This window comes from Leclercia sp. UBA7405 (genome assembly GCF_037152215.1).
In the GTDB taxonomy this organism is placed as follows: domain Bacteria; phylum Pseudomonadota; class Gammaproteobacteria; order Enterobacterales; family Enterobacteriaceae; genus Enterobacter; species Enterobacter pneumoniae.
In genome coordinates this window covers 1-12,953 of the sequence record NZ_JBBCMR010000001.1, presented here as the reverse complement: position 1 = coordinate 12,953, position 12,953 = coordinate 1, and the positions used below count along the sequence as shown (strand labels likewise).

12 protein-coding genes, 2 tRNA genes, 1 rRNA gene and 1 pseudogene are annotated in these 12,953 nt (G+C 52.9%); 4 read left to right on the top strand and 12 right to left on the bottom strand.

The genetic code is table 11. The features are described 5' to 3' along the window. Positions 1 to 2: 2 nt before the first annotated feature. From WFN75_RS00080 to dnaQ, 5 genes are all read right to left on the bottom strand, one after another. The gene (locus tag WFN75_RS00080; RefSeq protein ID WP_040077046.1) at positions 3 to 1,085 is read right to left on the bottom strand and encodes an ABC transporter ATP-binding protein; all 1,083 of its coding nucleotides are present in this window, start codon (positions 1,083 to 1,085) and stop codon (positions 3 to 5) included. Beyond that, positions 1,082 to 2,095 carry an ABC transporter ATP-binding protein gene (locus tag WFN75_RS00075; RefSeq protein ID WP_286777525.1) on the bottom strand — a complete coding sequence of 338 codons (1,014 nt, stop codon included), beginning with the start codon at positions 2,093 to 2,095 and terminating at the stop codon, positions 1,082 to 1,084. The genes WFN75_RS00080 and WFN75_RS00075 overlap by 4 nt, the downstream gene beginning before the upstream one ends. After that, the gene (locus tag WFN75_RS00070) at positions 2,092 to 2,811 is read right to left on the bottom strand and encodes a FadR/GntR family transcriptional regulator (RefSeq protein ID WP_286809857.1); all 720 of its coding nucleotides are present in this window, start codon (positions 2,809 to 2,811) and stop codon (positions 2,092 to 2,094) included. The genes WFN75_RS00075 and WFN75_RS00070 overlap by 4 nt, the downstream gene beginning before the upstream one ends. Before the next feature lie 401 nt (positions 2,812 to 3,212). After that, positions 3,213 to 3,289 (bottom strand) — tRNA-Asp (locus WFN75_RS00065). Positions 3,290 to 3,419: 130 nt separating this feature from the next. Then, positions 3,420 to 4,151 carry a DNA polymerase III subunit epsilon gene (gene dnaQ, locus WFN75_RS00060; protein WP_040077050.1) on the bottom strand — a complete coding sequence of 244 codons (732 nt, stop codon included), beginning with the start codon at positions 4,149 to 4,151 and terminating at the stop codon, positions 3,420 to 3,422. Here dnaQ and rnhA point away from each other — a divergent pair. After that, a pseudogene (rnhA, locus tag WFN75_RS00055) lies at positions 4,105 to 4,681 on the top strand (ribonuclease HI). The gene dnaQ and the pseudogene rnhA overlap by 47 nt on opposite strands. Here rnhA and WFN75_RS00050 read toward each other — a convergent pair. Next, the gene (locus tag WFN75_RS00050) at positions 4,682 to 5,398 is read right to left on the bottom strand and encodes a class I SAM-dependent methyltransferase (protein ID WP_212477132.1); all 717 of its coding nucleotides are present in this window, start codon (positions 5,396 to 5,398) and stop codon (positions 4,682 to 4,684) included. A 32-nt stretch (positions 5,399 to 5,430) separates the two neighbouring features. On the opposite strand from WFN75_RS00050, the gene gloB reads away from it, so the two are divergent. Together gloB and mltD are read left to right on the top strand one after the other, a co-directional pair. Beyond that, complete coding sequence (gene gloB, locus WFN75_RS00045) at positions 5,431 to 6,186, top strand: hydroxyacylglutathione hydrolase (RefSeq protein ID WP_336995398.1); 756 nt, start codon at positions 5,431 to 5,433, stop codon at positions 6,184 to 6,186. 71 nt (positions 6,187 to 6,257) lie between these two features. Continuing rightward, positions 6,258 to 7,625 carry a murein transglycosylase D gene (mltD, locus tag WFN75_RS00040; protein ID WP_207293040.1) on the top strand — a complete coding sequence of 456 codons (1,368 nt, stop codon included), beginning with the start codon at positions 6,258 to 6,260 and terminating at the stop codon, positions 7,623 to 7,625. Between the two features lie 52 nt (positions 7,626 to 7,677). Here the strand turns inward: mltD and WFN75_RS00035 are convergent, their stop codons facing one another. The 3 genes from WFN75_RS00035 to WFN75_RS00025 all read right to left on the bottom strand — a co-directional run bounded on the left by WFN75_RS00035 (position 7,678) and on the right by WFN75_RS00025 (position 10,719). Further along, positions 7,678 to 8,448 (bottom strand): class I SAM-dependent methyltransferase, encoded by a 771-nt coding sequence (locus tag WFN75_RS00035; RefSeq protein WP_336995397.1) that lies wholly within the window; start codon positions 8,446 to 8,448, stop codon positions 7,678 to 7,680. Positions 8,449 to 8,530: 82 nt separating this feature from the next. Further along, positions 8,531 to 9,331 (bottom strand): endonuclease/exonuclease/phosphatase family protein, encoded by an 801-nt coding sequence (locus tag WFN75_RS00030; RefSeq protein WP_046886696.1) that lies wholly within the window; start codon positions 9,329 to 9,331, stop codon positions 8,531 to 8,533. Between the two features lie 197 nt (positions 9,332 to 9,528). Then, the gene (locus WFN75_RS00025) at positions 9,529 to 10,719 is read right to left on the bottom strand and encodes an MFS transporter (protein ID WP_212477145.1); all 1,191 of its coding nucleotides are present in this window, start codon (positions 10,717 to 10,719) and stop codon (positions 9,529 to 9,531) included. A gap of 103 nt (positions 10,720 to 10,822) precedes the next feature. On the opposite strand from WFN75_RS00025, the gene yafC reads away from it, so the two are divergent. After that, complete coding sequence (gene yafC, locus WFN75_RS00020; RefSeq protein WP_212477146.1) at positions 10,823 to 11,728, top strand: DNA-binding transcriptional regulator YafC; 906 nt, start codon at positions 10,823 to 10,825, stop codon at positions 11,726 to 11,728. Positions 11,729 to 11,748: 20 nt separating this feature from the next. On the opposite strand, the gene dkgB is transcribed toward yafC, so the two are convergent. From dkgB to rrf, 3 genes are all read right to left on the bottom strand, one after another. Continuing rightward, complete coding sequence (dkgB, locus tag WFN75_RS00015; RefSeq protein WP_212477147.1) at positions 11,749 to 12,552, bottom strand: 2,5-didehydrogluconate reductase DkgB; 804 nt, start codon at positions 12,550 to 12,552, stop codon at positions 11,749 to 11,751. 162 nt (positions 12,553 to 12,714) lie between these two features. Beyond that, positions 12,715 to 12,791 (bottom strand) — tRNA-Asp (locus WFN75_RS00010). Between the two features lie 56 nt (positions 12,792 to 12,847). Continuing rightward, positions 12,848 to 12,953: ribosomal RNA gene (rrf, locus tag WFN75_RS00005) — 5S ribosomal RNA — on the bottom strand; the annotation flags it as partial.

Genomic DNA, 12,953 nt, shown 5'->3' with positions numbered 1-12,953 from the left:
TATCATGAGTTCCTGGCTGAAAGGGAGGAGTGGGTTGCCGCGTGTTCGAACAGCGCGCGGCGTCGCAAAAAGGCTGCCGATGGCGGTGCTATCTGGATAACACTGCGATCGCGGTTGATCTCCTGCCAGCGATGGCAGGCCACCTGACGTCCACCTTCCAGAACCTGATCGATCGGCTCTACCTGGCGGCATTCATCCGTGACGTAAGGACAGCGAGTGTGGAAACGACATCCGCTGGGGGGATCCGCCGGATTCGGCAAATCGCCCTGTAGCAAGGGGGTATCGCGCTGGGCACCCGGCTGCATCTGCGGAGCAGAGGCAATCAACGCCTGGGTATAGGGATGCAGCGGCGCGTCAAAAATTTCATCTACCGTCGCCAGCTCTACGATCTGCCCGAGGTACATGACGGCTACGCGGTCGCTCATGTGGCGGATCACCGCCAGGCCGTGCGCCACGATGACCATGGTCAGACCCAGCTGATGTTTTAGACTTTCCAGCAGGTTGACCACCTGCGCCTGAACCGAGACATCCAGCGCCGAGACAGGCTCATCCCCCAGCAGCAGCTTTGGCCCCGAAGCCAGTGCGCGTGCGATCCCGATACGTTGACGCTGCCCACCGGAAAATTCGTGGGGATAGCGCTCCGCCCAGGCGGCCGGTAATCCAACGGTTTTTAATAGCTCCACCACCCGGTGTTGACGATCGGCTTTTTTCATATCCTGATGCAGCCACAGCGGCTCACCGACGATCTGCTCCACCGTCATGCGCGGGTTTAGCGAGGCAAAGGGATCCTGAAAGATAATTTGCAACTCACGACGCAGCTGGTTCAGACGGGAACCCGAAGCATGGGTGATCTCCTCGCCCTGATAAAAAACGCGCCCTTCACTCGCCGCCAGCAGACGTAGCAATAGACGGCCCAGGGTCGATTTACCCGAGCCCGACTCGCCGACTATCGCCAGCGTTTCGCCAGGCATAACCGAGAGCGAGACCCGATCCACCGCGGTGACAAAGCGCTGTGGGGCAAAGAGCTTTTTCGGCCCGGGGAAGAGTTTGCTCAGATCGCGAGCTTCCAGAATGGGTGTGGTCATGCAATTTCTCCCAGGGCGATGTGCTGCTCAAGCGGTACGCGGAAACAGGCAACCTGATGGCCCGCGCCCTGCGTACTGAGCTGCGGTTTTTCGTTATGGCAGCGAGTCTGCGCAAACGGACAGCGCGTGGCGAAACGACAGCCCACAGGCATGGATTGGGGCAAAGGTACCGCACCAGGAATGGTCGAGAGCTGGCCTTTGCGGGCCCCCATCGAAGGGATAGAGCCCATCAGTCCGATGGTATACGGGTGTTGCGGGTCGGCAAAAATCGCCTCAACGCTCCCCTGCTCGACCACCTGCCCGGCATACATTACGGCCACCTGCTGCGCGACCTCCGCCACCACGCCAAGATCGTGGGTGATCATCAGCACGGCGGTGCCGGTCTCGTCTTTAAGGGTGTTTAGCAGCGTGAGGATCTGGGCCTGAATAGTCACGTCCAGCGCGGTCGTTGGTTCATCGGCAATCAGCAGACGCGGATGGTTGATCAACGCCATCGCAATCATCACGCGCTGGCGCATGCCACCCGAGAGCTGATGCGGATACGATTTCAGGCGCATTTCTGCCGCCGGGATCTGCACCTTTTCGAGAATCTGCCGTGCAACGGCCATCGCATCAGACTTAGAAACCTTCTGATGACGCATGACCGCCTCGCTAAGCTGATCGCCCAGGGTAAAGGCCGGGTTGAGCGAGGTCATCGGCTCCTGGAAGATCATCGCCATTTCGCTGCCGCGCAGGTCGGCGTATTCACGCGCCGAGAGTTGGCGCAGATCATGGCGTCGAAACTGCATCTCACCGCTAACAATTTGCGCGCTTGAGGGGAGCAGCCCCATTAGCGCCAGCGACGTAATGCTCTTTCCGCAGCCTGATTCACCCACCAGCGCCAGGGTTTCCCCCGCTTTAACGCTGAGTGAAATACCGTCCAGCACGCTGACCGGCGAGCCGGCGAACTTGACGTTGAGATTATGCAGACGCAGTACTGGCGCGGTCTCCTTAAAAGGGATTGTCGTCATAGCAGGGGAGCATCCTCAAAGTTGATCGCCTGGATCAGGGCGGTTTGCAGACTCAGCAGATGCTCGCGCATAGCGGCAGCAGCTTCGTTGGGCTGGCGATGAATGATCGCCGTGATGATTTTGTGGTGATGGTCGTTATAAACGTCGACGCGCTCCGGCGTACGCGCCATTTCACGCAGATGCTGCCAGGCAGGATCGCGTCTGACGGCATCGATGGCGTCAAAGAGGCCAAGCATCAGGCGATTACCTGCGGCTTCGGCGATGGCGCGGTGAAAGGCGCTGTCCCACAGTTCATTCAGATCGCGGTCGTCCGGGCTGACCTTGTCGATACGTTCAAGCATGCGCTGCATCAGCGCGAGGTTTTCCCTGGTGGCACGCAGTGCCGCAAGACGGGCTAAGCCGGGTTCGAGCTGCAGACGGGCTTCCATGACCTCCAGCAAATTGGTCTGCTGAACCAGCCCCTGCAAGGCTAAGGGTTCAACGGGTGCAGCGGGGCCAATAAACGTGCCCTTGCCCTGCTTGCGCCAGATACGCCCTTCCTCTTCCAGCACATCCAGCGCACGACGAACTTCCCGTCGCCCTACGCCGAGTTTTTCCGACAGCTCACGCTCAGTGGGCAGCGGAATGCCTGGTGTTGACTCATGCTGGTTGATAAGCCCGCGCAGTTGCTCAAGCGCGGTACTGGAATTTGCCAGAAATCCGGACGTTTTTTCCATATTGGTTCGCCTGCTTTCATCAATACTTTATTTTTATTAACAATAAGTTATTGATATAGATTTTTACTTATTGCCTTAATGATTAAGCAATTAACGAACCAATTACGTATTGGTTCAGGAAATTTCTGGGATCGCTCAGATAAGATGATGATAAAAAAAGGGTTATTTCTTTACAGAAATGTTACATCGAGAAACGAATAAAAAGCCCGCAGACGATAAAACGCACAATAACAGTGCAAATATTGCACCAAAAAGCTGCAATTGTTAATAAATTGCACCATTTAAATTAATTAAATGTTAACAAAAAGGAATAGTGAGATAAGAAAGAGAGGGGATAGAAAGGACAGACAGAGTAGAAACGACGAAGGCCTGAATCATTTCTGATTCAGGCCTTCTGAATGTGGCGGAACGGACGGGACTCGAACCCGCGACCCCCTGCGTGACAGGCAGGTATTCTAACCGACTGAACTACCGCTCCGCGTTGTTCCCTTGGGAACGAGGCGAATATTACGGTCTGTCTCAGAACCCGTCAATGCTTTTTCTCTTGTTTTTAATCGTTTGCTGCAAAAATCGCCCACCCGATGATATTAACAGCAAAAAAGCAGGTTTTATGCCCGCCAGAGGCAGCTCCCACCCTTCTTTTGCACCAGATCGAGACGTGATTCGTGATTTACCAGCTCCTCATCACCTGCCCGTATAACCCGCAGATTGCTCGCCTGACGAACAAGACGCTGAATGCCGCCTTCGTTTTGCTGCTGCTGTGCGTCATTATCGCTGCCAAACTTTAACAGCGTTTGGCCACCGGTCATCGTTAGCCAGACGTCGGCCAGGATCTGGGCATCGAGCAGTGCGCCGTGCAGCGTTCGCTTGGTGTTATCGATTTCGTAGCGCGAGCACAACGCATCCAGGCTGTTACGCTTACCCGGGAACATTCTTCGTGCCAGCGCCAGGCTGTCGGTCACCTTACAGAAGGTATCCGTTTTAGGAATGCCGCGATTAAGCTTACTGAACTCATAGTCCATAAAGCCGATATCGAACGATGCGTTATGAATGATCAGCTCTGCGCCGGTGATGTATTCTAGAAAGTCGTCGGCGACGTCAGCAAAGGTGGGCTTATCGAGCAGAAACTCATCGGCGATACCGTGAACGCCAAAGGCTTCAGGATCAACCAGCCGGTCTGGCTTGAGGTAGACATGGAAATTGTTGCCGGTAAGACGACGGTTGATGACCTCGACCGCCCCGATCTCGATTATCTTGTGGCCTTCATAGTGCGCCCCGATTTGGTTCATACCGGTGGTTTCAGTATCGAGGACGATCTGTCGTGTAATTGCAGTGCTCATAGCGGTCATTTATGTCAGACTTGTCGTTTACCGATCGTTTCAAAACAGGAAGTCTACCAGAGATGCGTAAACAGGTAGAAATTTTCACCGATGGATCTTGCCTTGGCAATCCCGGCCCTGGCGGCTATGGCGCGATTCTCCGGTATCGCGAGCATGAAAAAACTTTCAGTGAAGGCTACCGGCTCACCACCAATAACCGCATGGAGATGATGGCGGCTATCGTGGCGCTGGAGGCCTTAAAAGAGCATTGCGATGTGGTGCTCAGCACCGACAGCCAGTATGTGCGCCAGGGGATCACCCAGTGGATCCATAACTGGAAAAAACGCGGCTGGAAGACAGCAGATAAAAAACCCGTTAAGAACGTCGATCTGTGGAAACGTCTTGATGCCGCATTAAGCCAGCACCAGATTACCTGGGAATGGGTTAAAGGCCATGCGGGACATCCAGAGAACGAACGCTGTGATGAGCTGGCGCGGGCAGCGGCAATGAATCCGGTTCATGAAGATGTGGGTTATCAGCCGGAGGCGTGATCAAGGCTTCCGGTATTGCCGGGTGGCACCCACGGCCTGACGCAGCGGCGTTTTGCTTTTGCTCTGTTTCATCGGATTAAGCGTGAGCGGGATAGTCCGCTTGCGCGCCACAATGACCTGCATGCAGCCCAGCGCCGGGAAATGCGTGCTAAGTAACTTCCCGCCCCGCCGCGTCCAGGGTAAAACCTGAAAACCGCTGTGATACATCACTTCAAAGTTGAGTAATGAGAGCCAGTCCAGCTGGCGCATCATCGTAAACATGCGGCTGTTATAGGGCGGTGTGCGACGCAATACGGGCACCAGCTTGCGCAGCCCCATCAGACTCATCGGGTTAAAACTGCTTAAAATCAGCCAGCCATCATCGATAAGCACCCGATCGGCTTCCCGCAGAAGACGGTGAGGATCGCCACACCAGGGTAAGGTATGCGCCAGCAGACAAGCATCGACAGACTTTTCGGCAAAAGGCAGGTGCAATGGATTGGCTTTGACTTGTAGCGGCTGACCAGCCAGAGAGACATTCACCTGGTGCGAGATAGCACAGGATTCCGAGTTGATTTCCGCGCTTAAATTGCCAATCTTAAGCAGGTGAAAACCATACATTTTTGCAAACCAGGGTTTGAGTTGCTGCTCGAGCGCTTCGCGGTAGTATTCACCCCAGGGCAAATCGGCCCATCGCTCCGGTGGTGAGACTGTCTGAGGTATCCTTGCCGGTTTCATCAACACACCCGCTACGTAGTCAGAGGTAATAAATGAATCTTATCAGTATTCCCGCGTTTCAGGACAACTACATCTGGGTTTTGACCGATGATACAAACCATTGTGTGATCGTTGATCCCGGCGAAGCCGCGCCAGTTCTGCAGGCGATTGAGGAGAACCAGTGGCAGCCTGACGCCATTCTGTTAACGCATCATCACCATGACCACGTGGGCGGCGTGACGGCGCTGCGCGCTAAATTCCCGCATCTTGTGGTATATGGCCCCGCTGAAACGCAAGATAAGGGTACGACACGCGTAGTAGAAGATGGCGATAAGATCCTCATACTGGGGTCGGAGTTTTCCGTAATTGCTACACCAGGTCACACTTTGGGACATGTTTCTTTCTTCAGTTTCCCTTATGTTTTTTGCGGTGACACGATGTTCTCTGGCGGCTGCGGAAGACTTTTTGAAGGTACGCCATCCCAGATGTATCAATCATTCCAAAAAATAAATGCGCTTCCTGACGAGACGTTAATTTGTTGTGCGCATGAATATACATTAGCAAATATGAAGTTTGCCCGACACATTCTGCCTGAGGATCAAGCGATAAACGATTACTACCATAAAGTTAATGAGTTACGTGCAAAAAACCAAAAAACACTCCCTGTTATTCTGAAAAATGAACGTAAAGTTAATGTTTTTCTACGAACGGATGATCCTGTTTTAATTGATAAAATCAACAAAGAAACAACTATGCAACACCCTGAGGCCTGTTTCGCATGGTTGAGGGCTAAGAAAGACAACTTTTAACAATTGCGGGTTGCCTTTTCAAAAATTGGTCGTTATCATCGCTCGTCTTTTAAGCAACTATTGACACACACATGAAGGCAAAAGCGATTTTACTCGCCTCTGTCCTGCTTGTGGGTTGCCAGGCGTCTCAGAACACTGGCAACGTACAACAGCACGCACAGAGCCTTTCTGCAGCTGGTCAAGGGGAAGCAGGGAAGTTTACAAGTTCGGCGCGATGGATGGACGATGGGACGTCATTTGCGCAGGAACAGGACTTGTGGGCCTCTATTGGCGACGAGCTAAAGATGGGAATTCCGGAAAACAGCCGGATACGCGAACAGAAACAGAAGTATTTAAGAAATAAGAGCTATCTCCACGATGTAACTTTACGGGCAGAGCCGTATATGTACTGGATAGCCGGGCAAGTTAAGAAACGTAACATGCCGATGGAGCTGGTACTCCTACCCATAGTGGAGAGCGCTTTTGACCCACACGCAACGTCTGGTGCCAATGCCGCAGGTATTTGGCAGATCATACCGAGCACAGGGCGCAATTATGGTTTAAAACAGACTCGCAGCTACGATGCGCGTCGTGATGTGGTCGCCTCAACTACGGCCGCTCTCGATATGATGCAGCGTCTGAACAAGATGTTTGACGGTGACTGGCTGCTAACTGTCGCGGCTTACAACAGCGGTGAAGGTCGTGTACTGAAGGCAATGAAAGCGAATAAAGCGCGTGGCAAACCCACGGACTTTTGGTCGCTTCCACTGCCACGGGAAACCAAACTGTATGTCCCAAAAATGCTGGCTTTGAGCGATATTCTCAAAAACAGCAAGCGTTATGGGGTGCAGTTACCGACTTCCGACGAGAGTCGGGCACTGGCGAGAGTGCGTCTGAGCAATCCTGTAGAACTTAAGCAGGTTGCCGATATGGCGGGCATCTCGGTGACGAAACTGAAAGCCTTTAACGCTGGCGTGAAGGGTTCGACGTTAGGTAACAGTGGTCCGAAATACGTGCTGGTGCCGCAGAAGCATGCAGAACAGTTACGTAACTCGCTGGCGTCTGGTGAAATCGCTGCGGTGCAGTCAACCCTGCTCGCCGATAACTCACCGGTCAGCAGCCGTAGCTATAAGGTTCGTTCAGGCGATACGCTTTCGGGCATCGCTTCACGACTCGGCGTGAGCAGCAAAGATTTGCAGCAGTGGAACAATCTGCGTGGTTCAAACCTGAAGGTAGGTCAGAACCTGACCGTTGGGGCGGGTACTAGCGCGCAGCGTCTTGCCCGCAACAGCGATAGCATTACCTATCGTGTTCGCAAAGGTGATTCGCTCTCCAGTATCGCGAAAACGCACGGCGTAAATATCAAAGATGTGATGCGCTGGAATGATGATACTGACAACCTGCAGCCAGGCGACCAGTTGACGTTGTTTGTAAAAAACAACGCAACGCCAGACTCCTGATAACAGGCGCAGAAAGAAAAAGGCACCGATTCCCCTCGGTGCCTTTTTTTATTTAGCTGGCCTTTTGCGCCTCAGCAAAAAGGGTATCGCTGGTAAAAGAGCCGTCACTCTGCAGTTCGAAGTACGCTTTCACTTCAGCGGATGCGCTCTGCTGATAGAGTCGAATCGCCTGGCTCAGAGCTTCTGGCGTGCGCATTCTGGCGATCCAGGAGCTGAACTCCAGCGGTAAGCGATCGGTCACCATCGTGCGAGCTATTAATCCCGCTTCGGTCATCCACGTTAACCATTCGCCGCTACTGTAGTTACGTACGTGCGAGGTATCGCGCAGCGCTTCGACGGTCTGTAACCAGATATCACGTACCGGGTGGCCTGGCGCCATCACGTCCATAATGATGAAAATACCGCCAGGTTTCAGTACCCGCTTAACCTCGCGCAGCGCCTGTCCGACGTCATGCCAGTGGTGTGCTGAATAGCGGCTGATCACCACGTCGAAGCTCCACTCGGCAAACGGCAATGATTCTGCATACCCTTGTCGGGTAGTCACATTGGTCAGCCCTTTTTCCTTTGCTGCCGCGTTAACCACATCGAGCATCTGGCTGGATAAGTCATACGCGGTCACCCCTGCAACCTGCCCGGCGGCAATAAAGCTGGCGTGCCCTGCCCCACAGCCTAAATCCAGTACCTGGGCGTCTGGAAATGAGGCGAGACGCTCGCCCAGACGCACTAAATCGCGTCCCGACGCGTGTACTGCACTTGTCAGATAAGCGCTTGCCTGTGAACCGAACTGTTTTTCTACGTTGTCATGATGGGATTGTGTTGTCATCGTACTGTCCTTTGTTGTTAGAAAAAAGAAAGGGCAGCACCTCACCAGCACAGGTCTGCCCCACGGCAGACCTGACGAACCATTACTTCTCAGGTTTGCCGGGACTGAATTCAACTAGTAGAGGATTATGGTCGGAAGCGCGCGTAACCAGTACAGAGGCTTCGTGCACGTTCAAACCACGATAGAAGACGAAATCGAGAGGACGACCGAACGCTTTGCGGCGCTGATCATCGGTAAAACGCACTTCGCGCAGTGACATTTCACGGGCAAAGCGATACAGCGCATTCATCCGCGGGCGGCTCCAGGCATTGAAATCCCCGGCCATGATAATCGGCCCGCTATGGTGAGCAATTTGATCGCCTATTGGGAGTAACTGCTTACTGTAGACATCGACGCCCAGACTGAAATTCACGGCGTGTATGTTTACGACCATCAGTAAACGGGTGTCAGGCAATGGGTAGACCGTGACCAGTGCCGATTTGGCCAGCCGCAAAATCGGCTCTCGCTCGCGAAGCGGACAACAGTAGACCGGGTGTGCAGCAGAAAGCGTCATCACGCCGGAGGGATGCTGCGGCAGGACAAAGGCCGGAACCTGATCGGCAGCCAGGTAGTTTGTGGTAGCGAATCTGACCAGCTCAGGGGTCGTTTGCGCCTCCTGCAGTAACACCAGATGCGCATCCTTACCGAAGTTCTTCAGAACAGATAACCATTCGGCGCGTTGCTGCTTAAAAATGTTCCAAACCAGCACGCGAATTTTTTCGTCGCTGCTTAACGGCGCACCGGCTGGCAATGCCTGGCCGATAGTCGCAAACGAGCCCGGAGGTAAAATTCTCTCCGCTGGCTGTCCGGCTACATAGCGCATGGCATAGGTATTCTTTCGCACTGTTGAAAACGGCCTCAGTCTCATGGACCGCCCAAAAAACGGGCGGGTACTATTGTTATAAGGTTTTCAGGTCACACTTTCAATGCAATGGGTGAGAAACATTTAATGGGTTTATGAAAGCTGCCGCATAACCGTTGATAGTCCTGATGCCTCATCAGGACTATCACTTCGCTAAACCAAAAGGATCAAATGATTGACTAGCCTTCAGACGCATTTTTCAGAACAGGGCTGACGGTCTTATCCAGACGGCCGCTGATGCCAACCAGCACCAATGCAGCCAGAACAATAAGGGAACCTATCCATGGCGTTTGCGCCAACCCAGCATGCTGTACCGTTTGTCCGCCCACGATCGACCCCAGAGCGATACCAATATTGAATGCCGCGATATTCAGGCCAGATGCCACGTCTACTGCGTTCGGGGCATACTGCTCCGCTTTCTGCACGACATAGACCTGTAGGCCCGGAACATTACCAAAGGCAAAAATCCCCATGACCAGAACGGTTGCCAGCGCGGCATATTGAATCGACGCAGTAAACTGGAACACCATCAGTAAAATCACCAGGGCTGCAAAAATAATCTTCAACGCTGGCACGGCCCCCTGTTTATCCGCAAGTTTACCGCCCCAAATATTGCCTATCGCGACAGAGACACCATAGCCCAGCAGGATCCAGCTCACTGCGCTGGGGGAAAAGCCAGCCAGGTTCTGCATCATAGGCGCCAGGAAGGTAAACGCCGTAAACACGCCACCATAACCGAGGGCGGTAATGACATAAATGATCAACAGTCGCGGGTGTGTGAGCACTTGCAGTTGCTCGCGCAGTGTCGCCGCTGTACGACCCGGAATATTTGATGGGATCAATAACACACTGCTGATTAACGCAATGACGCCCAGTAAAGAGACCGCAAGAAACGTCTCACGCCAGCCGAAGTGCTGCCCAATAAAGGTCCCCAGCGGTACTCCCGTTACCAGCGCGACCGTTAATCCGCCAAACATAATGGCAATAGCCGATGCGGCTTTCTCTTTCGGCACTAAGCTTGTCGCTATGGTCGAACCAATCGAGAAGAACACCCCATGAGCCAGGCCGGTAAGCAAGCGCGCAATCACCAGCGTCGTATAATCTGGCGCCTGCCAGGCAAGTATGTTCCCGGCGGTGAAAAGTACCATCAGCCCTATGAGTAACTGCTTTCTCGGCAAACGGCTTGTGAGCGCGGTCAGGACTGGCGCGCCGATGGCGACGCCGAGCGCATAGATGGAAACCAACAACCCCGCTGAAGGCAGCGTAATAGCAAGTTGTTCGGCGATGGTAGGGACTAAACCTACGATAACAAATTCGGTCGTGCCAATTGCAAAGGCACTGATCGTCAGGGCAAGTAATGCCAGTGGCATAATAACTCCGTCTCATCAGGATTAAGATGACACGTAGTATGCGTTAGTGCTTAAATAACAAAAATGGTCAAAGTATCAATATAATTTTGCGGAAATAGCAACAATGAAAGCAACCTCAGAAGAGCTGGCAATCTTTGTCGCCGTGGTCGAAAGCGGAAGCTTTAGTCGTGCTGCGGAGCAGCTGGGGCAAGCCAACTCAGCAGTAAGTCGGTCAGTGAAGAAGCTTGAGATGAAGCTTGGCGTCAGCTTGTTAAACCGCACGACGCGGCAACTCAGCCTGACGGAAGAGGGAGAGCGCTATTTCCGCCGGGTGCAGTCCATACTGCAGGAGATGGCAGCGGCAGAAACCGAGATCATCGAGAGCCGTAACACACCGCGCGGGTTATTACGCATTGATGCCGCCACGCCGGTCGTGCTGCATTTCCTGATGCCGCTAATCAAACCTTTCCGTGAACGTTATCCTGAAATGACGCTTTCGCTGGTCTCCTCAGAGACATTTATTAATCTTATTGAAAGAAAGGTTGATGTCGCCATTAGGGCGGGTACATTAACCGACTCCAGCCTCCGCGCTCGCCCTCTGTTTAAAAGTTATCGTAAGATTATTGCTTCTCCGGCCTATCTTGAAGAATTTGGCGAACCCGCAACGGTGAACGATCTCAAACAACATATGTGCCTGGGTTTTACCGAGCCTTTGTCCCTGAATACGTGGCCGCTAGCCTGCCATGACGGGCAGCTACATGAAATTGAGTGTGGATTGTCTTCCAACAGCGGAGAGACGCTAAAACAGCTCTGTCTGGAGGGAAATGGGATCGCTTGTCTGTCTGACTACATGATTGATAAAGAAATAGCCCGAGGCGAGCTGGTAGAGTTGATGGCAGATAAACGTCTGCCCGTTGAGATGCCTTTCAGTGCCGTGTACTACAGCGACAGAGCGGTAAGCACGCGGATCCGCGCCTTCATTGATTTTCTGAGTGAACGTATAAAAGCAGCTCCCGAAGGAGCTGAGTAAAGGTTCAGAGCCAGACAGCATCAATCCCAGTCTGGCGCTAATCCTTCCGGACTCACCAGACGATCGTTGCACTCTAGCGCCGCGATCGCTTTTCTATCTTCATCATCCAACTTAAGATCCTGCGCCAGCAGGTTGCTCGCCAGATTCTCACGTTTAGTCGAGGAAGGGATCACCGCGAATCCTTCTCCTAATGCCCATGCCAGAATGATCTGAGCTGGTGTCGCATTATGTTTGTCGGCGATACGAACAATAACGTCATCTTTTAGCGCTTTACCGTAAGCCAGGGTCATATAAGAGGTGATATGGATACCGTGCTCTTTTGCCCAGCTCACTACTTTACGATTCTGCAGATAGGGCGATAACTCAATCTGATTCGTTGCAATATTCTCCGCGCCCACGGCTGCGATGGCTTTTTCCATCAGTGGAATGGTGAAGTTAGAGATCCCGATCTGGCGGGTCAAGCCCTGCTCTTTCGCTTCCAGCAGTGCCTGCATGAACGTTTCGACAGAGACCGCATCGTTTGGCGAAGGCCAATGGATTAGGGTCAAATCAACGTATTCAGTACGCAGCTTCTTCAGACTCTCTATGAGGCTTGGGATAAGCTTTTCTTTGCTGAGATTCTCGGTCCAGATTTTGGTGGTGATAAAAAGTGCGTCACGCGGTATACCGCTCTCTTCAATGGCCTGGCCAATGGCCGCTTCATTATCATAAATCTGCGCCGTATCAATGGTGCGATAGCCCAGTTCAAGAGCAGTTTTTACCGACGCGATAACAACGTTGTCTTTCAGACGGAAAGTGCCCAGACCAAGTGCAGGGATAGTCATGTCATTCCTCATAAATCATTTTGTTATTAAGTGAGGAAGATTATCGCTGCTGTCGTTATGCAGAAAAAGATCGTGAAACGCAGAGGATTTTTGCTGTTCAAGCAATAATAATAGCGCGGACGAAAAAAAAGCCCTGAGCAGATGCTCAGGGCTTTCAATAAGTGGCGGAACGGACGGGACTCGAACCCGCGACCCCCTGCGTGACAGGCAGGTATTCTAACCGACTGAACTACCGCTCCACCGTATTCTTTTTGTAACCACCGGGTTAGTGCACCGGCTTACTACTTAATTTGATGCCTGGCAGTTCCCTACTCTCGCATGGGGAGACCCCACACTACCATCGGCGCTACGGCGTTTCACTTCTGAGTTCGGCATGGGGTCAGGTGGGACCACCGCGCTAA